Below are 19,478 nucleotides of genomic sequence, written 5' to 3'. Positions count from 1 at the left end.
CTATCCTCGCACGCGCTTGATCAGATGCTCGACATGGGCGATCGGGGTGTCGGGCACGATCCCATGGCCGAGATTGAAGATATGGGGACGATGGCGGAAGGCCGCAAGGATGCGGTCGATCGCCGTATCGAGCGCTTCGCCGCCAGCGACGAGCGCCAACGGGTCGAGATTGCCCTGTACCGGCAGATGGGGTGGCAGAACGGCATCGGCCCACACCGGATCGACCGTCTCGTCGAGACCGACCGCATCGGTGCCGACTTCATTCGCATAGGCTGCCAGCTTACCGCCGGCCCCCTTCGGAAAGCCGATGATCGGCGTATCGGGATGCAGCGCCTTCAGCCGGCGCACGATCTCGGCATTGGGCGCGATAACCCAGCGTTCGAATTGCGCAGGGCTGAGGCTGCCCGCCCAGCTGTCGAACAATTGCACCGCCTCGACCCCGTTTTCGATCTGGCCGGAGAGATAGGTGGTGCTGAGGTCGACAATCGCGTCGATGATCGCCTGGAACGCCGCCGGATCGCCGAACGCCATGCGCCGGGCCGCCGCCTGGTCCTTCGACCCCGCGCCTGCGATCATATAGGTCGCGACCGTCCACGGGCTCCCTGCAAAGCCCAGGAAGGTCGTCTCGGGCGGCAAGGCGTCCGCGACGCGCGCCACGGTGGCATAGACGGGGTCGAGCCGTTGCGGCACGGCCTCGAGCGACGCCAGCGCATGGTCGACGAGCGGCGGGGCGAGCCGTGGGCCTTCGCCGGCCTCGAACCACAGATCCTGTCCCAATGCGTGCGGGATGACGAGGATGTCCGAAAACAGGATCGAACCGTCGAAGCCGAAACGGCGGATCGGCTGCAGTGTCACTTCCGCGGCGGCTTCGGGATCGTAGCACAGCTCGAGGAAACCGCCCTTGGTTTCGCGAAGGGCGCGATATTCGGGAAGATAGCGTCCTGCCTGACGCATCAGCCAGAGCGGCGGCCTGTCTTGCCGCGCCCCGCGCAGCGTCGCGAGCAAGCTCTTACGGGAAGCCATGGCGCGGACCTCTTTCTCTTCCAATATAATATATAAGAATATGGTGGTGGTTTGTTGGCGTGCGAATAGCGCGGCTTTAGGCAGCGCCGCCGCTTTTGCCAACAGCTTGACTCACGCGGTGATGATCTTCGCCAAGGAGTCGCGGCGGGCTTTCCCCCTAATTCACAGCCTGTGGATAAGATGCCTTCGCTGTGGACAAGCCGTGGGGTGGAATCGGTGCCGCCAGGGATGAATCCACCGTGCCGATTTGCTCCCCCCACTTGTCCCGAAACTTATCCACAGCCGGCCCGAACGCTTCATCGCTTGCCTTTTTCTGCGGCTTTGCGCCATGTGCGGCGATGGGCCGGCTCCACCTTCACCTCATATCCGATTCCACGGGCGAAACGCTCGAAAATATCGCCAAGGCGGCGATCGCCCAGTTCGACGATGTCGAAGTGGTCCGCCATTTCTGGCCGATGGTGCGCTCGGAATCGCATCTCGACCGGATCATGGCCGAGGTCGAGGCGAGCCCGGGGATGATCCTGTTCACCCTCGTCAACGGCGACCTGCGCGTCAGCCTCGAACGCCGCGCGCGGGCGCGCGACCTCCCGCTCGTCGCCGCGCTCGACGCGGTGACCGATGCGCTGTCGCAAATGCTGGGGCAGGAAGCCAAGGCGCGCCCCGGCCGTCAGCACCAGCTTGACGCCGCTTATTTCGCGCGGGTCGAGGCGATCCAGTTCACCGTCGCGCACGACGACGGGATCGGCTGGGAAAATTGGGAACAGGCCGATATTGTCCTCGCGGGCGTGTCGCGCACCTCGAAAACCCCGACGAGCATCTATCTCGCCAACCGCGGTTTCAAGACCGCCAACATCCCGATCGTCCCCGAATCACCGCCCCCCGACGCACTCTATCAGCTCAAGAAACCGTTGGTCGTCGGGCTGACCACCGGGCTCGACCGGCTGGTGCAGGTGCGCCGTAACCGGCTGCTCGCGCTCAACCAGGCCCCCGAGACGCCTTATGTCGACGATGAAACCGTCAAGGCCGAACTCGCCTATGCGCGCCGCATGTTCGCCGACAATGGCTGGCCGGTGATCGATGTGACGCGCCGCTCGATCGAGGAAACCGCCGCCGCGGTGATCAAGCTGGTCGAGGACCGCGGCGCGGCATGACCTTGCTCCTCGCCTCGCAAAGCAGCGGCCGCGCCGCGATGCTCCGCGCTGCAGGGCTAACCTTCGAAACCAGCGCCGCGCATGTCGACGAGGAGGCGCTGACCGCGTCGCTGCACGCCGCGGGCCAGACCCCGCGCAACATCGCCGACGCGCTGGCCGAGGCGAAGGCGATCAAGATTTCGTCGCGGCTTCCGGGCGTCACCGTGCTCGGCGCCGATTCGACCCTTGCACTCGATGATGGCGCGATGCTGAGCAAGCCGGAGAGCCCGGTGGAGGCCGCCGACCATCTCCGCCGCCTGTCGGGAACCCGACATCGCCTGTTCAGTGCCGCGGTCGCCGCGCGCGACGGGGCGCCGGTGTGGCGCGCGATCGGCGAAGCGAAACTGTGGATGCGCCCCTTGTCGGACGCCTTCATCGCCGACTATGTCGCGCAAAACTGGGACAGCATCCGCTGGACCGTCGGCTGTTACGAAATCGAGGGGGCGGGGGTGCAATTGTTCGACCGGGTCGAGGGCGATCCCTGGACCATCATCGGCATGCCGATGCTTCCGCTGTTGTCGTGGCTGCGCGCGACCGGGCTGGCGCCATCATGAGCGGCGGCGTTCCTTATGCCGAAGTGATCGGCGACCCGATCGCGCACAGCAAGTCGCCGCTGATCCACGGTTTCTGGCTCAAGGCGCTGGGCCTCAACGGCGATTATCGCCGTGCGCATGTAAAGCCCGACGATCTCGCCGCCTATATCGCCGAACGCCGTAACGATCCCGACTGGCGCGGCTGCAACGTCACCATCCCGCACAAGCTGGCGGTGATGGATTTCGTCGACGATCCCGGCGATGTGCGCGGCACGATCGGCGCGATGAACACGGTGGTGCGCCAGCCGGGCGGCGCGCTGATCGGCACCAACACCGATGCTGCGGGCTTCTATGCGCCGCTCGCCGAACTCGACCTCGAGGGCGCGCCGGTCGTCGTCGTCGGTGCCGGCGGCGCGGCGCGGGCGGTGCTGTTTGCGCTCGCCCGCGCGAAGGTCGGGCCGGTCACCATCCTCAACCGCAGTCCGTTGAAAGCCATGGGCCTGCTCGCGACCTTCGGTCTCAAGGGCGACGTCGTTGCGCTCGATGCCGCCCTGCCCCCGGCTGCGCTGCTGGTGAACAGCAGCAGCCTGGGCATGACCGGCCAGCCGCCGCTCGACCTCGACCTGTCGCCGCTCGCCGACGACGCGATCGTCTATGATCTCGTCTATGCGCCGCTCAAGACCGGCCTACTGCGCGCTGCCGAGTCGCGCGGACTCGACACGGTCGATGGCCTCGACATGCTGATCGGCCAGGCCGCACTCGCCTTCGAGCTCTTCTTCGGCAAGGCGCCGCCCGAGGGACGTGACGAAGAATTGCGCGCGTTGCTCACCGCATGAGTCACTACAAGCATCCCGCGTCGCGGCTCCGCCGTCCCTTCCTTCTCGGCCTCACCGGGTCGATCGGCATGGGCAAATCGACGGCGGCAAAGATGTTCATCGCCGAGGGCATCCCTGTGTTCGACGCCGATGCCGAGGTGCACCGACTGCAGGGTCCCGGCGGCGCGCTCGTTGCCGCGATCGAGGCGCGCTTTCCCGGCACCACCGGGTCGAACGGCGTGGACCGGCAAAAGCTCGGCGCGCAAGTGCTTGGCAATATGCACGAACTCGCCGCGCTCGAGGCGATCGTCCACCCCGCGGTCGGTCGGGCACAGAAACGCTTCCTCGCCCGGCACCGCGCGCGCGACGTCGTCGTGCTCGATGTCCCGCTGTTGTTCGAAAAGGGCGGCTGGCGACGCGTCGGCGCGATCGCCGTCGTCTCGGCCCCCGCCTGGATGCAGCGCAAGCGTGTGATGCGGCGGCCGGGCATGACCGCCGCGAAGCTGAAGGCGATCCGCCGGCTCCAGGTCCCCGACCGCGTCAAGCGCGCGCGCGCCGATTTCATCATCGAAACGGGTCGCCCGAAAAGCGCGACGCATCGCCAGATTCGCGCCATCGCCTCTTGTTTCCATGCCCGATAGGGTCAATATTGCGGGTTCGATGCGAGAGATTATCTTCGATACGGAAACCACGGGGCTCGACCCCAGAACCGGGGACAGGCTGGTCGAAATCGGGTGCATCGAACTGGTCGACCGCCGCGAAACCGGTCAGAGCTTCCACGCCTATTTCAACCCCGAACGCGACATGCCCGCCGCCGCCGAAGCGGTCCATGGGCTGTCGATCGGTTTCCTGTCGGACAAGCCGCTGTTCGCGGCGCGCGTCGACGATCTGCTCGAATTTCTCGGCGATGCACCGCTGGTCGCGCATAATGCGGTATTCGATTTCGGCTTCGTCAACGCCGAACTCGCACGCGCCGGGCGTCCGGCGCTCGACATGACGCGTATGTGCTGCACGGTGCAGATGGCGCGCAAGCTTCACCCCGGCGCCAAGCACAGCCTCGATGCGCTGTGTACGCGTTACGGCATCGACCGCAGCCACCGCGTCAAGCATGGCGCGTTGCTCGACGCGGAACTGCTCGCGCATCTCTATATCGAAATGACCGGCGGGCGGCAGATCGGACTCGGGCTCGCCGCCAGGCCGACGGCGCAGGTGGCCTCGTCGCTGGCGGCAGCCGCCGCCGCATCTTCCTCACCCGACCAACCATGGCGCGAACCGCGCCCGCATATGGCATCGGCCGCCGAACTGGCGCGCCATGCCGAATTTGTCACGGGGCTCAACCAGCCGCTGTGGCTCGATACGGTGTGATGGCCATTCCCTGACCATCGCGCCGGCCAAGAAGGAGAAGAAAAATGGAAATCCGCGTCTCTGGCCACCAGATCGAAACCGGCGAAGCGCTGCAGTCGCACGTGTCGGATCGGATGAACGCGATTGCCGACAAATATTTCTCCCGCGCGATCGGCGCGCACGCCACCTTCGGCAAGGGGCCGCACGACAGTTTTCAGTGCGACATCGTCGCGCATGTGATGCAGGGCCTCGTACTCAAGGGGCATGGCCAGGCGCAGGACGCCCATGTCGCTTTCGAGGGCGCGGCCGAACGCATCGAAAAACAGCTCCGCCGCTACATGCGCCGGCTGAAGGACCGCAACGGGTCGGGGGCACCCTCGCCGACGGTCGACGAGATCCAGGACAATGCCAGCTACATCGTTTTCGACAGCGGCAGCGAGGAAGAGGATGCGGGCGACGCCCCCGCGATCATCGCCGAAACGCGCGTCGATATTCCCAGCAGCAGCGTCTCCGACGCGGTGATGATGCTCGACCTCAGGAACACCAACGCGCTGCTCTTCGTCAACAGCAAGACCGGCGCACACAACATGGTCTATCGCCGGACCGACGGCACCATCGGCTGGGTCGAACCGCAATAGGACTGGATTTTCTCCGCCATCCGGCCTAAGGGCCGCGCCCAACGATACACCCAAAGGTGCCGGGGCCGGCATGGCGGGGGCCGTCACGACGATCCGCGAACGATTGCCGTCAGGGCGACCTGGGCGCTGGCCGGGCTGTTTGAGATTTGACCAAAAAGATGAACCTATCTTCCCTTCTTTATCCCGCGACCGTGCGCGCGCATGTTCAGCTCGATTCGAAAAAGGCGCTGTTCCCGTTCGTCGGCGAACTCGCGGCGCGTTCGCTCGGACTCGATTCGGGCGAGGTCAGCGAAGCCCTGCTCGAACGCGAGCGGTTGGGGTCGACCGGCTTTGGCCGCGGCATCGCTTTGCCGCACGCCAAGATGGCCGATCTCACCGGGGTGCGCGGCCTGTTCCTTCAGCTGTCGCGGCCGATCGATTTCCAGGCCGTCGACGGCCTGCCGGTCGACCTGCTGTTCGTGCTGCTCTCGCCGCTCGATGCCGGCGCCGACCATCTGAAGGCGCTCGCCGGCGTCTCGCGCATGCTTCGCAACGAGGCGATCGCCGACCGGCTGCGCGGCGCGAAGAGCGACGAAGCGCTATATGCGCTGCTCGCCGACAGCGAAACGCGTGACGCGGCCTGACGCCTCGACGTTGTCGGAAACCCCCGCATGACGCGGCTGACCAGCCGCTTCCTGATCGATCTTCTGCTCCGCCGCACCGACGCGGCGGGCGGCTTCGCGACGATTCTCGCCTCGGGCGACGCCCAATCGGGGGTGATATTGATCCAGTGCCGCGCGCGCGGCGCGGTCGGACCGCTGCTCGAACGGCGTTTTTCCATGACCGGCGCTTATATGTGGGAAGATGTCGGCGCATCGGCCGGCGATGATGAAGCGGCACGCACCGCTTATCTCGACCGGCGCAAAAAAGCCGATCCCGACCTCTGGATCGTCGAACTGGACATCGCGGATGCGCCACGACTCGTCGCCGAGTGGGCCGAACTGGCTTGACATTGTTGCGGCGCACAATAAGTGGCGCCGACAGATTAACGCGTAGGTCGTCCCGTGGGTTGCATCGGCTTCAAGTCGAGAGACCCGGCAAACGGTTCGGACACGCAGTCGGATGATGGCCGCAGGCGGGTACAGAAACTAAGTCCCCCGCCTGTTTTTCTTTGGCCCGTCAGCCGCCCTTTTGACGGATTTTATGAGTCGCATTTTGAACGTCGCCAGCGTGGCCGCCGTCGGCATGACCGTCGCCACCATGCTGTTCGTTGCGGAACCCGGTTTCGCCAAGAATCTGGCTTTTGATGCCAGCCTGCCCGTGTTGAGCCTGCCCGGCGCCGATGTGCCCGAACTGCTCCAGAAGGCGGATCTGCCGACCGACACGACGGTCGATACCCCCGATACCATCGAAGACCGGCCCGCCGTCGAACCGATCCCGGCTCCGGTGACCGCCGAATCGCTGGCCGCGCTCGTCGCCACGACGTCGCGTCCGGCGACGCTCGATCCCGAACTGCGCTGCCTTGCCGGTGCGGTCTATTTCGAATCGCGCGGCGAATCGCTCGTCGGCCAGCTTGCGGTCGCGCATGTCGTGATCAACCGCGCGCAGTCGGGCCGCTTCCCGACCAGCCTGTGCGGCGTCGTCCATCAGCCGAGCCAGTTCAGCTTCGTGCGCGGCGGCAAGATGCCGGCGATCCGCGAATCGTCGACCCTGTGGTCGAACGCGGTCGCGATCGCACAGATCGCCCGCGACGGCAGCTGGAAGAACCAGGCGCCCGGCGCGCTCTTCTTCCACGCCCGCCACGTCTCGCCCGGCTGGCGCAAGACGCGCATCGCGCAGATCGATAATCACATCTTCTATCGCTGACGATGGCACGGGGTGCGCCCGCGCATCCCGTTCATTGCCAATCCAGATTCGCTGGCGCATGGTGGGCGCATGAAGCTTCATCTTAATGCCGCCCTGCTCGGTGCAGCGGCGCTGGCTCTCGGCGGTTGCGCAACTGTTGTTCCGCCCGTCGAAGTCACGCGTTTTCACAACGCGGTTCCCGGCTGGGCACCCGGCACCCGCTACGCCATCGCGACCGCGCCTGTCGACGGTCCGGGCGCTGGCATGCCGTCGATCGAGTGGAACAGCTACCGCACGGCAGTCGACCAGCAATTGCAGCGGCAGGGCCTTGTCGCCGCGGGGTCGGGCGACAGCGCGCCCTTGCTCGTGCGTATCGGTTTCGATCGCAGCGAACGGGTGAGCGGCGGCGGCAACTCGCCGGTGTCGGTCGGCGTCGGCGGTTCGACGGGCGGCTATCGCTCGGGGGTCGGGCTTGGCGTCGGTTTCAGCTTCGGCGGCGGACCGCGCCGCATCTATGATCTGCAACTGTCGGTGCGCATCGACGATGCCGCTTCGGGTAACGCCTTGTGGGAAGGCCGCGCGATCGCCGCCGTCCCGGCCAAGGCGCCCGCCGCGCAGCCGTCGCTCGCCGCGGCAAAATTGGCCGGTGCCTTATTCAAGGACTTCCCCGGCGAATCGGGACGCACTATCAGCGTCCCATGACCATCAGCATCGACGCCGCTTTCGACAGCGGCAATATCGTCGTGGAGTCGCTCGCCGGCACCACCGCCCGGCTCTCGATCCGCAAGGACCGCGAATCCGATTTCTTCCAGTGGTTCCATTTCCGCGTCGGTTGCGCCGTCGGCGATGCGCTGGAACTCAGCATCACGGGTTTGGCGAACTCGGCCTATCCCGACGGCTGGCCCGATTATGCGGTGTGCGCCAGCACCGACCGTGAGCATTGGTTCCGGCTCGACACCGATTATGACGCGGCCGCCAACGGCGGGTCGCTGATCGTCCGCCACACCGCCGAAAGCCCGATCCTGTGGGTCGCCTATTTCGCACCCTATTCGATGGAGCGGCACCACGACCTGATCGCCTGGGCGGCCGAATGCGAAGGTGTCACCTATCGCCGCCTCGGCCACAGCCTCGAAGGCCAGCCGATCGATTGCCTCGAAATGGGCACTGGCGACACGCAGGTCTGGCTCTATGCGCGTCAACATCCGGGCGAGAGCATGGCCGAATGGTGGATCGAAGGCGCGCTCGAAAAGCTCACCGATCCCGCCGATCCGCACGCGCGCTCGCTGCTTGCCAAATGTCGCTTTCACATCGTGCCCAACATGAATCCCGACGGGTCGCGCCGCGGCCATTTGCGTACCAATTTCGCCGGCGTGAATCTCAACCGCGAATGGCACGAACCGACCGCCGAACGCAGTCCCGAAGTGCTCTGCGTCCGCAATGCGATGGATGAGACCGGCGTCGACTGGGCAATGGATGTCCATGGCGACGAAGCGATCCCGGCGGTCTTCTTCGCGGGCTTCGAAGGCATCCCGTCGCTTAAGCCCGAGCAGCAGGACAAATATAAGGCGTTCCAGGCTGCGCTCGCCGCCGCGACGCCCGATTTTCAGGTCGACCTCGGCTATGTCGAATCGGCGCCGGGCAAGGCCAACCTCAGCATGTCGACGACCCAGCTCGCCGAACGGTTCGGCGCGGTGTCGATGACGCTCGAAATGCCGTTCAAGGACAATCGCGACCTGCCCGACCCGGTGCAGGGCTGGTCGCCCGAACGCTCGAAGCTGCTTGCGCACGCTTGCCTGTCGACGCTGGACCAGATGCTGTGATGCCCGACGGGGGCGGCTGGCATATCGTCGAGGACGATCTGTCGGGCGCCCCTATCCGCGCGCTGCTCGAACAACATTTCGCGGGCATGCTGGCGAATTCGCCGGCGGGCAGCTGCCACTTCCTCGATTTCGATGGCCTGCGTGCGGGCGATGTGACCTTCTGGTCGATCCATCATGGCGACGATCTTTCCGGATGCGGCGCGCTGAAGATGCTTGATGGCCGGCATGGCGAGGTCAAGTCGATGCGCACGCATGACGCTTTCCTCAGGCAGGGCGTCGCGGCGCTTATGCTCGACCATATCATCGCCGAAGCGCGCGGGCGCGGGGCCGAAAGGCTCAGCCTCGAAACCGGCTCAAGCTCCGCCTTTGAACCCGCGCTCGCGCTCTATCGGCGCTACGGCTTCGAAGACTGCGAACCCTTCGCCGATTACAGGCCCGACCCGTTCAGTCGTTTCATGACACGATCGCTTTGAAAGGGGTTCGCGCAAAGACGCAAAGACACGAAGAAGACGCTCCGGGCCGATAGACCCTTTTCTTCTTGGGCGATGCGTTTGGCGCTGCGTTGTGGGAAAAGGCCGCTTCGCGGCAGGCACGACCTCTTTGCGTCTTTGCGTTTTTGCGCGAAACAAAAACGCGACACTTGCGCCACACCACAACCCGGCGAGGCCAATGCCCAAATGAAAACGGGGTCCGGAAGGAACTCCGGACCCCGCTCATAACCCCGAGGGGTTTGGACAATCGGGCGCGTTACGCGGCCTTCTTGTCCTCGATCACCGGCTGCGCGCCGCCGATCGCGATCTTGTGCGGCTTCATCGCCTCGGGCACTTCGCGGACCAGGTCGATGGTCAGCAGGCCGTCGGCGAGGTCGGCCTCGCTCACCCGCACGAAATCGGCGAGCTGGAAGCGGCGTTCAAAGGCGCGCGTCGCGATGCCGCTGTACAGCAGCTGACGGCCGTCGCCCTCACCCGGCGTCGCCTTGCGGCCGCTGACGGTCAGCATATTCTGCTGCGCGGTGATATCGATCTCGCCCGACTTGAAACCCGCGACCGCCACGGTGATGCGGAAATGATCGTCGGCAACCTTCTCGATGTCGAACGGCGGATAATTTTCGGCGCCCGAACCGCTCGTTTCCAGAAATTCGAACAGGCGGTCGAAACCGACGGTCGAACGGCGATAGGGGGTCCAGTCGAAGCTGTTGCGCATGGGTCTTTCTTCCTTTGATAAGCGAAGTCAGGGACCGCGGCGCGTGCCGCGATCGCCACCCGGTCCCTTCCTGGCGACCGGATGATCCGAATCTGGTGGCGGGCGAAACCATTTCAAGAGGGGCGTTGGCCTTCGTCCGAAAGCCACGCTAAGGGGGCGGCGAATCGTCGCTAGAAGGACCATCCATGCCGCAGCTCATCCTCATCCGCCACGGCCAGTCGCAGTGGAACCTCGAAAATCGCTTCACCGGCTGGTGGGACGTCGATGTCACCGAAAAGGGCGCCGCCGAGGCATGGGCCGCGGGCGAGCTGATGAAGGAAAAGGGTATCGCCCCCGACCTTTCCTTCACCTCGGTGCAGTCGCGCGCGATCAAGACGCTCAACCTCGCGCTCGAGGCGATGGGGCGCTTGTGGCTGCCGGTGACCAAGGATTGGCGTCTCAACGAGCGCCACTATGGCGGCCTCACCGGGCTCGACAAGGCCGAAACCGCGGCAAAGCATGGCGATGAACAGGTCAAGATCTGGCGCCGCAGCTTCGACATCCCGCCGCCGCCGCTCGACGCCGGCTCGCCCTACGACCTCGCGAGCGATCCGCGTTATGCCGGCATCGCCATCCCCGCGACCGAAAGCCTGAAAGACACGATCGCGCGTGTCCTGCCCTATTATCAGGCCGAAATCGAACCGCAGCTCGCGGCGGGCAAGACGGTGCTGATCTCGGCGCACGGCAACAGCCTGCGCGCGCTCGTGAAACATCTGTCGGGCATTTCGGACGCCGACATCACCGGGCTCGAAATCCCGACCGGCCAGCCGATCGTCTACGAACTGAACGACGACCTGACCGCGCGCGAACGCTATTATCTGAGCGAGAAATAATCGACCTCGTCATTGCGAGGAGCGAAGCGACGCGGCAATCCAGAGTGGCACAGGACCAGGCTGGATTGCTTCGCTTCGCTCGTAATGACGGGGAGGGACTCGGTTAAAGCGTCCCGGTCACCGTCAGCTGGACATATTGCCCGAACTTGCGCTGGCGGCTCTCGCTGAACGCGATCGGCCCGTCGCGCCGTTCGACGAAGACGGTGCGGTCGAAGCCGTCCTTCATCCCCGCAAGGTTGCGGTACGACAGCTTCACCGTGAAGCCCGCGACATTCTTGTGCTCGACAAAGGCGGTGACGAAGGGCCCGACCGTATATTCCTTCTCGACCGCGTCGAGCCGCAGCCCGGGGCTGAAGCGCTCGTCGAAATAACCGCCGCCCCAGGCGAAATTGGTGCCTGGCACGTCGTGGCGCAGGCTGAGATCGGCGACATAGTCCTGCCCGAAGCTCTGATCGCGCCACTGGTCGGTCAGCGGGTCGCGCACACGGTTTCGGCGCCAGGTCACATCGGCGTTGATCCGCGCGCCCTTCCACCCCAGCGGGTCGAGCAGCAACGTGCCCTTGGTGGTGACGCGATAGAGGTGCGCCCCCGGCAGATTGCCGCGCCCCTCTTCGGTCGGCGACAGCGGCACCTGATCGACCAGGTCCTGCGCATAGCCATAGGCGAAAGCGACCGACGCGTTGCCCCAGCGTCCCATGTCCTGCACGAATTCCAGCTCGCTGCGGTTGACGATCGGCGGGACGAGCTGGCCGTTGCCGCCATTGCCCTGCCCGTTCGCGACGTCGACCGAGCTGGCGAAGTCGAAGAAGTTGAGCTGGTCGACGCGGCGCTGGACGAACCAGTTGATGGTGGTCTTCGGCCCCACCTTCCACGCCAGCGCGAACTTGCCCTTCGGCCGGATGAAGCTGCGCGTCAGCCCGCCGGGCCCCGATGAGGTCAGTTCGCTATATTCGGCGGCAAGGTTCAGCTGGGCGGTCAGGTTCGGCGCGAGCGCGCGGCCCCAGGTGAGCGAGGCTTCGCTGCGCTTTTCCTCGACCTTGGTCCGCTCGCCGCCAAAGGCGACCGGCAGAAAGCTGCCATCGGGCTGCAACTTCGCAAATTCGGCATCGACGTCGAGGGTGTTATAGGCGCCCTCCAGCGCGATCTGCCAGTCGGTGCCGCCCGCAGTGCGCCAGCTATATTCGCCGCGCAGGATCGATTCGCCTTCATCGGCGGTCTGGCTGAAACGCTCGCCCGACCGGCCGCCGATCGCGCGATCGACGATGAACGTATCGACGAACGGACTATGCTCGAACCGATAAAGGCTGATCAGCTTGAGTCGGCCCTTGCCCAGCCCCATTTCATAGTCGCCGCCGATATCGAAATTATGCTCGTCTTCGGTAAAGCGGAAATCTTCCGATACGCGCCCGAAGCCCGGCTGCACCGATGTGCCACGCACCGATTCGCGCAGATTCTGCAGCTGGCCGCCAAGGTTGAAATTCCACTTGTTGCCGTTCGCGGTCGTACGCGCGAGCGCCGCCGACAGCCGCGGCCGGTCGCCGTCATAGGCGCCGAATTCGTCGCGCACGAACATCAGGTCGCCATTGCCGTCGAACCGCTGCTCGGGACCCCAATGGCCGCTGCGATTCGCCTCATTCTTCAGGCTCAGTGTGACCTGCGTACCGTTCAGCTTGCCCGTCGTCGAAATCTCGCCGTTCAGCCAATTGTCCTCGATCCGCGGGCGCCATTCGGGCTGCCAGCGGATCGTCGTCTTGAACCCGCCGCCGGCCCCTGCGCCCGCGACCAGCACGACATTGGCGACCCGCCCGGTCAGCCCGGGCACGTTCAGGCTCGCACCGTCGACGATGTCGATATAGGCGACCTGCGTCGCGGTGATCCGTGCCAGCGCGGTGCGCGCGTCGGTCGTCTTGCTTGCGATGCGCTCGCCGTTGATCAGCACGTTCTCGGTCGCCTGCCCCAGCCCGCGATCGCCGCCATTGGTGCCGGTGACGATCAGGAAGCCGGGGACCTTCTCGACCATGTCGAGCGCGGTGCGCGGGGCAAAGCGGGTGAAGTCGGCGGGGTTGTAACGCTCGGCGCTGCCGACCGGCGCGGGGATCGCGGCGGGCGCGTCGCCGGTCGGTTCCTGCGCCCAGACGGGTGCGGCCGACGCCAACAGCATCGCCGCGAACGACGCTCGACAAATAAAGGCCGACATGACTTCCCCCAACCGCGCCGCGATCGAAGTGCAGCCCGTCCCTTGTGCGAATAGTTCGCAATAATGAAGTTTCGTTACAATGTCTACCAACGCCCCGTGCTGTTCGACGAGCGACACGACCGCGCGGCGCGCCATGTGGTCTTGCGTCCGGCGAAATTTGCGACATGATGTCAGCAAATTGCGGGGGTGAAGGTGCGGATTTTTGGGTCGATGCTGCTGGTGGCTGCGCTCGCGCAGGCGCCGGCGAATGCCGAGGATGATCAGATCGAGCGCGGGCCGGTGCCCGACTGGGTTGTTCCGTCCGAATTGATGCCCGTCCCCGAGGACGCCGGCGGGCTGCTCTTCGTGCGGCGCCAGGATGTGCTGGCGCATCTCGATGCCCGGGGGCAGGCGCAATATGTCGGCTATCGAACCCGCATCCTGCATTCCAACGCACTGCAACTCGGCAATATCTCGATCAGTTGGAAGCCTGTTTCGGGTCCACCGGTCGTGCATCTGATCAAGCTGCACCGCGGCGACGAGGCGATTGACGTCCTCGAAAACACCTCGTTCGAGATCTTGCGCCGTGAGGACCAGCTCGAAGCCGCCCAACTCGACGGCGTGCTGACGGCGGTGTTGCGCATACCGGACCTGCGCGTCGGCGATGAAATCGAAGTCGGCCTGACGACGCGTGCAGACGACCCGACGCTGGCGAAGAATGATTCGGGTTTGCTGTTCATCGTCGACAGTCCGCCGCCCGGGCGCACCCGGCTCGGACTCAGCTGGGAGGAGGGGTTCAAGCCGCGAATCCGGATGACGCCGGACATGACCGCGGTCGCGCACTCCGGCGCCAGCGGGATAGACTTCCCGTTCGACAACCCCCCGATCAAGACGCCGGCGAAGGATGCGCCCCCGCGTTTCCAGTGGCAACGCGTCGTCGAATATAGCGATTTCGCCGATTGGTCGGCCGTGTCGCGGCACTTTTCTCCGCTTTTCGCCAAGGCGGCGCATATTCCAGAGGGATCGCCGCTCAAGGCTGAAGCGCGCCGGATTGCGGCGGCGCATGTGCAGCCGACCGACCGTGCAGCTGCGGCGCTCAAGCTGGTTCAGCAGGATGTCCGCTACATCTATGTCGGGCTGGGCACTGGGAATCTGACCCCCGCCAGCGCGGACGAGACCTGGCAACGGCGATATGGCGACTGCAAGGGCAAGACGGCCTTGCTGCTTGGGCTGCTTGCCGAACTGGGGATCGAGGCCGAGCCGGTGCTCGTGAACAACCAGGGCGCCGACGACGGCCTCGATGCGCGGCTCGCCAATCCGGCCCTGTTCGACCATGTCCTGGTTCGCGCGCGGATCGACGGGACCAGCTATTGGCTCGACGGCACGCTGCCGCCTGTCGCCGTTCCGACGACCGATCCCGTCATCGCCTATCGCTGGGTCCTGCCGCTCAGCGCGAAGGGGAACGCGATCGAGCAGCGCGCCTGGAAACCCGCTGCGACGCCCGACGAGATCACCCTCTATGAAATCGACGCGCGCGCGGGTTTCGACGTGCCGGCGCAGGTGACGAACACCACGATCACACGCGGCATAGCGGGTTTGCAGCAGCAGGCCCAATTATCCAGCGTCACGTCCGACCAGTTGCTGGCCGGGATGCGCCAGCAGATTGTCGGCAGCACTTGGCAGTCGGTTGACGAGGTGAAATGGCGCTACGATCAAAAGGCCGGCGCCAGCATTCTGACCATTCGCGGCAGCTGGGATGTCGACTGGGACAAGGATTCGCGTTTCGGGCGAAGCTACTCGCTGCCCGGCGGCGGCTTCAACCCGCCCGCGAAGCGCGTCCGGCCGCCCGACCAGGACCAGGGGCTGCCATATTATGCCAAGCCCGAATTCGATTGCCGGGTGACGACGGTCCGGCTGCCGTCGGGCACCGATCCGGCACACTGGACGCACAAGTCGGGTTTCGACACGCACATCTTCGGCATGAACTATTATCGCGCGTTCGATGTTCGCGACGGATCGGTCCGTATGATCCGCGGGCGGCGCGTCGACAGCCCCGAAATCGACGCTGCCAGCGCGCGGCAGGACAATGGCCGTATCGCCGCCTTCGACAACAGCATGGCGTGGATCTTCTACAGCCCCAATGGCGGTGCCAGTCCGAATCCGGACCGCAAGGTCGTTCCGGCGACCTATGATATCGACTGGACCGCCGATCAGGTCCCCTGCCTGTCGCCCGCGGCGATCAGTCGCGCAGCAGCTCGTTGATCCCGGTCTTGGCGCGCGTCTTGGCATCGACGCGCTTGACGATCACCGCGCAATAGAGCGACGGCCCCGGCGTGCCGTCGGGCAGTGGCTTGCCGGGCAGCGATCCCGGCACGACGACCGAATATGCGGGGACTTCGCCGATGAAGATTTCGCCCGTCGCGCGGTCGATGATCTTGGTCGAGGCACCGAGGTAGACGCCCATCGACAGCACCGCGCCCTCGCGCACGATCACGCCCTCGGCGACCTCGGCGCGCGCGCCGATGAAGGCGCCGTCCTCAATCACCACCGGTCCCGCCTGCAGCGGTTCCAATACGCCGCCGATCCCCGCACCGCCCGACAGATGGACGTTGGCGCCGATCTGCGCGCAGCTGCCGACCGTCGCCCAGGCGTCAACCATCGACCCCTCGCCGACATAGGCGCCGATATTGACGAAGCTCGGCATCAGCACCGCGCCCTTGCTGATGAAGGCGCCGCGGCGGACGATCGAGCCGGGGACGGCGCGGAAGCCCGCATCGCGAAAACGGTTCTCGCCCCAGCCGGCGAATTTCGACGGCACCTTGTCCCACCAGGTCGCGCCGCCGGCGCCGCCCTCGATGACCTCCATGTCGTTGAGGCGGAAGGACAGCAGCACCGCCTTCTTCAACCACTGGTTCACCTGCCAGGTGCCGCCGGCGTCGCGTGTCGCGACGCGATAGCGGCCGTCGTCGAGCCCCGCGAGCGCGGTCTCGACCGCCTCGCGCACCGCGCCCTGCGTCGTCAGGCCCAAAGTGTCGCGCGCATCCCAGGCGGCTTCGATGGTCGATTGCAGGTCGGTCGTCATGAAATCCCCCAGGGTGTCGGCAAAGTGTCGAGCCAGTCCGAAATGTCGTTCACATGGAAATCGACCTGGTCCGGCAGGTGGTCGCGATGGCCGCTTTCGCTGCCATTGTCCAGCCACACGGTGGTCATCCCCAGCGCCTTCGCCGGGGTCAGGTTGCGCGCCATATCCTCGACGAACAGGCTGCGTTTGGGGTCGATGCCCAGATGGTCGACCATCATCCGATAGGCGGCCGGATCGGGCTTGGGCGTGTAGCGCGTGGCGCGAATGTCGCAGACGCCGTCGAACAGGTCGGCGATGCCGCGCGCCGCCAGCACCCGCGCTGCATAATCGGCATCGGCGTTGGTGAAGATCAGCCGTCGTCCGGGCAGCCGCTCGAGTCCCGCGCGCAGCCGCGCGTCCGGCGCGATGCGGTCGAGCGCGATAGCATGGACGTCGACCAGGAAATCCTCGGGATGAACGCCATGATGGCGCATCAGCCCGGCCATCGTCGTGCCATGGTCGTGGAAATATTGCTTCTGCACCCGCCGCGCCTCGATGGCGTCGACGCCCAGCAGCCGCATGATGAACGCGCCCATGCGCGCGTCGATCAGGTCGAACAGCTGCGCCGACGGCGGGTAGAGCGTGTTGTCGAGATCGAAGATCCACGTATCGATATCGGCGAGGCGCTCGGTCATGTGGCGGCGCTTAACGATCGGGCGCGTCGCGGGCAAGCCACCCTCCCCCTTCGGCACCCCGGGCTTGACCCAGGGTCCCGCTTGGCCTTCAAACCGGCGGGACCCCGGGTCAGGCCCGCGGTGACGACATCATCAGACGACAGGGGACGCTGCATGAACAAGACCTTCCTCCCGCTCCTGCTGCTCGGCACGGCGCTCGCCGCGCCCGCCGCCGCGCAGACCGCCCGCACGGTCATCCACGCCGGCCATCTGATCGCCGAACCGGGCAAGCCCGCGAAGAGAGCCGCGACGATCATCATCGAGAACGGCCGGATCGTCTCGATCGCCGACGGCCACCAGCCCGCCGACGCTGGCGCGACCCTGATCGACCTTAGCGACAAATATGTCCTCCCCGGGCTGATCGACAGCCATGTCCATCTCACCAGCGACGCCGGTGGTCTCGCCGGGCAGCTGGAAGAAATCACCCTCAGCCCCGCCGCGCAGGCCTTCAATGCCGAGGTCAACGGCATGAAGACACTGCGCGCGGGCTTCACCACGGTGCGCAACCTCGGCGACGGCGACGGCGCGACGCTCGCTCTCAGGGATGCGATCGCCGCGGGCAAGGTGCAGGGGCCGCGCATCGTCGATGCCGGCAATGCGATCTCGGGCAGCGCCGGGCATATGGACGGTTCGCTCGGTTATCGCGACGAGCTCAAGTCCTTTTTCGCGGGCGCGGGCAACACCTGCAACGGCGCCGACGATTGCCGCCGCGCGGTGCGTCATCAGGTCGGGCGCGGTGCCGACGCGATCAAATTCGCCTCGACCGGCGGGGTCAACAGCCGCATCGGCGCCGGCCTCGGCAAGCAGATGTTCGACGACGAGGCGCAGGCGATCGTCGATACGGCACATATGTTCGGGAAAAAGGTCGCGGTCCACGCGCATGGCGCCGACGGCATCCGCCTCGCGCTCGTCGCCGGCGCCGATTCGATCGAACATGGCACAATCCTCGACGAGGCGACGATCGCGCTGTGGGCAAAATCGAAGACCTATTATGTCCCGACATTGTCGACCGTGAACGGGTACAAGGAACGCATCGCCGCCAATGCCGCGGCCTATGAGCCCGACGTGCTGGCGAAGATCCAATGGCGCATTTCGATCACCGGCAAGAGCCTCGAACAGCTTGTCCCGCGCGGCGTGCGCATCGCCTTCGGCACCGACGCCGGCGTCTCGAAGCACGGCCGCAACGGCGACGAATTCGAACTGATGGTCCAGCATGGCATGACGCCCACTGAGGCGCTCAAGGCCGCGACGGTCAATGCCGCCGACCTGCTCGGCCTCTCGAACGAGATCGGCACCATCACGCCGGGCAAGAGCGCCGACATCATCGCGGTCGCCAGCGACCCGATCGCCGATGTGCGGGTGCTCAAAAAGGTCGATTTCGTGATGGCGCGGGGGACGGTGGTAGAATGATCTTAACGGGTGGGGTGTTTAGATCGGGCCTTGTCCAACAGCGAAGGCAGGTCGATGCATTTTACCCGGAGCGTGGCGGCGCTGGCCCTTCTTTCGATCGCCGCCTGGGCGGAAAACCCCGATGCGGCATGCCAGGGCGATGCGGTGATTGCGGCGCTTACCAAGGGCATCACCGAAAAAGCGATCACCGGCGCGCAGCAAATGGCCGATCACCGCATGCGCGGGTCGGGCGCGACGCTGTCGGCTTTTCGATCCGTCGCCGATCGTTTTGAATTGAGTGTCACGAAGGCGCGGGTGATCGAAAAGGGTCCCCACGCGGCGCGGCGCTGTGCGGGGCGGCTGTCGATCACCGTGCCGGAGGATGTCCTGACCAAAGCGGACAATGTCGCTGCGATGCTGGGCAAGGGCGACATCCAGGCTCTTGCCAAAGCGGAAGGCGTCGACCTGAAGGGCACGACCTTCCGGACCGACGTCGATTATTCCATCGCGGGAGGCGACGGCGGCGCGGTGGCCGAGCCCGAACGCGGGACGAGATTTGTTAGTCTGGTCCGCGACCTTCTGGTTGCTGCGGTGCTTGATCGGCATATCCGGTCCGAATATGATGCGATCCGCGAGGAAGAGCGGGTCCGCGCCGATGCACGGGCGATGGCGGAGGATCCCGACCGAGCCGACGAATTGGCCGAACTTCTCGAGCGTGAACGACAGGCCCATGCCGAAGATGACGCCGATGGCGTTGCCGCCGCCGCCGAACGCGCGGCAGCCGTCTCCGAGGCGGCGGCGCGCGGGCTATGATGCGGCGTGGACCGTTCCAGGCTGGCTTCGTTTCGCTTGTAAG

At 65.6% G+C, this 19,478-nt stretch carries 21 protein-coding genes; 16 read left to right on the top strand and 5 right to left on the bottom strand.

Annotation, left to right across the window (positions count from 1 at the left end; all coding sequences use genetic code 11):
• Positions 1 to 1,023, bottom strand: coding sequence for a uroporphyrinogen decarboxylase (hemE, locus tag AC07U1_RS05810; RefSeq protein ID WP_495177183.1), 1,023 nt, complete (start codon positions 1,021 to 1,023; stop codon positions 1 to 3).
• Between the two features lie 338 nt (positions 1,024 to 1,361).
• Between hemE and AC07U1_RS05805 the strand changes: the two genes are divergently transcribed.
• The 12 genes from AC07U1_RS05805 (at position 1,362) to AC07U1_RS05750 (ending at position 9,660) form a co-directional block, all read left to right on the top strand.
• Complete coding sequence (locus AC07U1_RS05805) at positions 1,362 to 2,174, top strand: pyruvate, water dikinase regulatory protein (protein ID WP_056341901.1); 813 nt, start codon at positions 1,362 to 1,364, stop codon at positions 2,172 to 2,174.
• Positions 2,171 to 2,767: a Maf family protein gene (locus AC07U1_RS05800; protein ID WP_495177184.1), complete on the top strand. Its 597-nt coding sequence runs from the start codon at positions 2,171 to 2,173 to the stop codon at positions 2,765 to 2,767. Before AC07U1_RS05805 ends, AC07U1_RS05800 begins: the two co-directional genes overlap by 4 nt.
• Positions 2,764 to 3,582, top strand: coding sequence for a shikimate dehydrogenase (gene aroE, locus AC07U1_RS05795; protein ID WP_495177185.1), 819 nt, complete (start codon positions 2,764 to 2,766; stop codon positions 3,580 to 3,582). Before AC07U1_RS05800 ends, aroE begins: the two co-directional genes overlap by 4 nt.
• Entirely contained in the window at positions 3,579 to 4,202 is a 624-nt protein-coding gene (gene coaE, locus AC07U1_RS05790) for a dephospho-CoA kinase (RefSeq protein WP_495177186.1), read from the top strand. Before aroE ends, coaE begins: the two co-directional genes overlap by 4 nt.
• 19 nt (positions 4,203 to 4,221) lie before the next feature.
• Complete coding sequence (dnaQ, locus tag AC07U1_RS05785) at positions 4,222 to 4,926, top strand: DNA polymerase III subunit epsilon (protein ID WP_495177187.1); 705 nt, start codon at positions 4,222 to 4,224, stop codon at positions 4,924 to 4,926.
• A 44-nt stretch (positions 4,927 to 4,970) separates the two neighbouring features.
• Positions 4,971 to 5,543 (top strand): ribosome hibernation-promoting factor, HPF/YfiA family, encoded by a 573-nt coding sequence (gene hpf / locus AC07U1_RS05780; RefSeq protein ID WP_056341896.1) that lies wholly within the window; start codon positions 4,971 to 4,973, stop codon positions 5,541 to 5,543.
• A 158-nt stretch (positions 5,544 to 5,701) separates the two neighbouring features.
• Positions 5,702 to 6,166: a PTS sugar transporter subunit IIA gene (locus AC07U1_RS05775; protein ID WP_056342854.1), complete on the top strand. Its 465-nt coding sequence runs from the start codon at positions 5,702 to 5,704 to the stop codon at positions 6,164 to 6,166.
• 27 nt (positions 6,167 to 6,193) lie between these two features.
• On the top strand, positions 6,194 to 6,532 hold the full coding sequence (locus AC07U1_RS05770; protein WP_495177188.1) for a DUF1491 family protein: 339 nt from the start codon (positions 6,194 to 6,196) through the stop codon (positions 6,530 to 6,532).
• A gap of 193 nt (positions 6,533 to 6,725) precedes the next feature.
• Positions 6,726 to 7,388, top strand: a complete 663-nt coding sequence (locus AC07U1_RS05765) for a cell wall hydrolase (RefSeq protein ID WP_056341892.1) — start codon at positions 6,726 to 6,728, stop codon at positions 7,386 to 7,388.
• Positions 7,389 to 7,457: 69 nt separating this feature from the next.
• The gene (locus AC07U1_RS05760) at positions 7,458 to 8,069 is read left to right on the top strand and encodes a DUF4136 domain-containing protein (RefSeq protein ID WP_495177189.1); all 612 of its coding nucleotides are present in this window, start codon (positions 7,458 to 7,460) and stop codon (positions 8,067 to 8,069) included.
• Entirely contained in the window at positions 8,066 to 9,187 is a 1,122-nt protein-coding gene (locus tag AC07U1_RS05755; RefSeq protein WP_495177190.1) for a M14 family metallopeptidase, read from the top strand. The genes AC07U1_RS05760 and AC07U1_RS05755 overlap by 4 nt, the downstream gene beginning before the upstream one ends.
• Positions 9,187 to 9,660, top strand: coding sequence for a GNAT family N-acetyltransferase (locus AC07U1_RS05750; RefSeq protein WP_056341885.1), 474 nt, complete (start codon positions 9,187 to 9,189; stop codon positions 9,658 to 9,660). The genes AC07U1_RS05755 and AC07U1_RS05750 overlap by 1 nt, the downstream gene beginning before the upstream one ends.
• A 274-nt stretch (positions 9,661 to 9,934) precedes the next feature.
• Here AC07U1_RS05750 and AC07U1_RS05745 read toward each other — a convergent pair whose 3' ends face one another.
• Positions 9,935 to 10,390 carry an Hsp20 family protein gene (locus tag AC07U1_RS05745; RefSeq protein WP_495177191.1) on the bottom strand — a complete coding sequence of 152 codons (456 nt, stop codon included), beginning with the start codon at positions 10,388 to 10,390 and terminating at the stop codon, positions 9,935 to 9,937.
• A gap of 185 nt (positions 10,391 to 10,575) precedes the next feature.
• On the opposite strand from AC07U1_RS05745, the gene gpmA reads away from it, so the two are divergent.
• A complete protein-coding gene (gene gpmA, locus AC07U1_RS05740) occupies positions 10,576 to 11,262 on the top strand; it encodes a 2,3-diphosphoglycerate-dependent phosphoglycerate mutase (RefSeq protein WP_495177192.1) in 687 nt (228 codons plus the stop codon).
• A 103-nt stretch (positions 11,263 to 11,365) separates the two neighbouring features.
• Here the strand turns inward: gpmA and AC07U1_RS05735 are convergent, their stop codons facing one another.
• Positions 11,366 to 13,423 (bottom strand): TonB-dependent receptor, encoded by a 2,058-nt coding sequence (locus AC07U1_RS05735; RefSeq protein ID WP_495197663.1) that lies wholly within the window; start codon positions 13,421 to 13,423, stop codon positions 11,366 to 11,368.
• A gap of 228 nt (positions 13,424 to 13,651) precedes the next feature.
• Here AC07U1_RS05735 and AC07U1_RS05730 point away from each other — a divergent pair, with 228 nt between their 5' ends.
• Complete coding sequence (locus AC07U1_RS05730) at positions 13,652 to 15,700, top strand: DUF3857 domain-containing protein (RefSeq protein ID WP_495177194.1); 2,049 nt, start codon at positions 13,652 to 13,654, stop codon at positions 15,698 to 15,700.
• Here AC07U1_RS05730 and dapD read toward each other — a convergent pair.
• Together dapD and AC07U1_RS05720 are read right to left on the bottom strand one after the other, a co-directional pair.
• Positions 15,678 to 16,520 carry a 2,3,4,5-tetrahydropyridine-2,6-dicarboxylate N-succinyltransferase gene (gene dapD / locus AC07U1_RS05725; protein WP_495177195.1) on the bottom strand — a complete coding sequence of 281 codons (843 nt, stop codon included), beginning with the start codon at positions 16,518 to 16,520 and terminating at the stop codon, positions 15,678 to 15,680. The genes AC07U1_RS05730 and dapD overlap by 23 nt on opposite strands.
• A complete protein-coding gene (locus tag AC07U1_RS05720) occupies positions 16,517 to 17,194 on the bottom strand; it encodes a pyrimidine 5'-nucleotidase (RefSeq protein ID WP_492735063.1) in 678 nt (225 codons plus the stop codon). The genes dapD and AC07U1_RS05720 overlap by 4 nt, the downstream gene beginning before the upstream one ends.
• Positions 17,195 to 17,347: 153 nt before the next feature.
• On the opposite strand from AC07U1_RS05720, the gene AC07U1_RS05715 reads away from it, so the two are divergent.
• A complete protein-coding gene (locus tag AC07U1_RS05715; protein ID WP_495177196.1) occupies positions 17,348 to 18,643 on the top strand; it encodes a metal-dependent hydrolase family protein in 1,296 nt (431 codons plus the stop codon).
• 54 nt (positions 18,644 to 18,697) lie between these two features.
• Entirely contained in the window at positions 18,698 to 19,435 is a 738-nt protein-coding gene (locus tag AC07U1_RS05710) for a hypothetical protein (protein WP_495177197.1), read from the top strand.
• The last annotated feature ends 43 nt before the right edge of the window (positions 19,436 to 19,478 follow it).

The organism is Sphingopyxis sp. GW821-FHT02C12 (assembly GCF_059421785.1).
Note: the sequence above shows the minus strand (reverse complement) of the source record. Positions and strands in the feature narration are given on the sequence as shown.

Coding starts and splice junctions, on each gene's coding strand:
- hemE (WP_495177183.1), bottom strand. CDS start 1,023: ATGGCTTCCCGTAAGAGCTTGCTCGCGACGCTGCGCGGGGCGCGGCAA.
- AC07U1_RS05805 (WP_056341901.1), top strand. CDS start 1,362: ATGGGCCGGCTCCACCTTCACCTCATATCCGATTCCACGGGCGAAACG.
- AC07U1_RS05800 (WP_495177184.1), top strand. CDS start 2,171: ATGACCTTGCTCCTCGCCTCGCAAAGCAGCGGCCGCGCCGCGATGCTC.
- aroE (WP_495177185.1), top strand. CDS start 2,764: ATGAGCGGCGGCGTTCCTTATGCCGAAGTGATCGGCGACCCGATCGCG.
- coaE (WP_495177186.1), top strand. CDS start 3,579: ATGAGTCACTACAAGCATCCCGCGTCGCGGCTCCGCCGTCCCTTCCTT.
- dnaQ (WP_495177187.1), top strand. CDS start 4,222: ATGCGAGAGATTATCTTCGATACGGAAACCACGGGGCTCGACCCCAGA.
- hpf (WP_056341896.1), top strand. CDS start 4,971: ATGGAAATCCGCGTCTCTGGCCACCAGATCGAAACCGGCGAAGCGCTG.
- AC07U1_RS05775 (WP_056342854.1), top strand. CDS start 5,702: ATGAACCTATCTTCCCTTCTTTATCCCGCGACCGTGCGCGCGCATGTT.
- AC07U1_RS05770 (WP_495177188.1), top strand. CDS start 6,194: ATGACGCGGCTGACCAGCCGCTTCCTGATCGATCTTCTGCTCCGCCGC.
- AC07U1_RS05765 (WP_056341892.1), top strand. CDS start 6,726: ATGAGTCGCATTTTGAACGTCGCCAGCGTGGCCGCCGTCGGCATGACC.
- AC07U1_RS05760 (WP_495177189.1), top strand. CDS start 7,458: ATGAAGCTTCATCTTAATGCCGCCCTGCTCGGTGCAGCGGCGCTGGCT.
- AC07U1_RS05755 (WP_495177190.1), top strand. CDS start 8,066: ATGACCATCAGCATCGACGCCGCTTTCGACAGCGGCAATATCGTCGTG.
- AC07U1_RS05750 (WP_056341885.1), top strand. CDS start 9,187: ATGCCCGACGGGGGCGGCTGGCATATCGTCGAGGACGATCTGTCGGGC.
- AC07U1_RS05745 (WP_495177191.1), bottom strand. CDS start 10,390: ATGCGCAACAGCTTCGACTGGACCCCCTATCGCCGTTCGACCGTCGGT.
- gpmA (WP_495177192.1), top strand. CDS start 10,576: ATGCCGCAGCTCATCCTCATCCGCCACGGCCAGTCGCAGTGGAACCTC.
- AC07U1_RS05735 (WP_495197663.1), bottom strand. CDS start 13,423: ATGCTGTTGGCGTCGGCCGCACCCGTCTGGGCGCAGGAACCGACCGGC.
- dapD (WP_495177195.1), bottom strand. CDS start 16,520: ATGACGACCGACCTGCAATCGACCATCGAAGCCGCCTGGGATGCGCGC.
- AC07U1_RS05720 (WP_492735063.1), bottom strand. CDS start 17,194: ATGACCGAGCGCCTCGCCGATATCGATACGTGGATCTTCGATCTCGAC.
- AC07U1_RS05715 (WP_495177196.1), top strand. CDS start 17,348: ATGAACAAGACCTTCCTCCCGCTCCTGCTGCTCGGCACGGCGCTCGCC.
- AC07U1_RS05710 (WP_495177197.1), top strand. CDS start 18,698: ATGCATTTTACCCGGAGCGTGGCGGCGCTGGCCCTTCTTTCGATCGCC.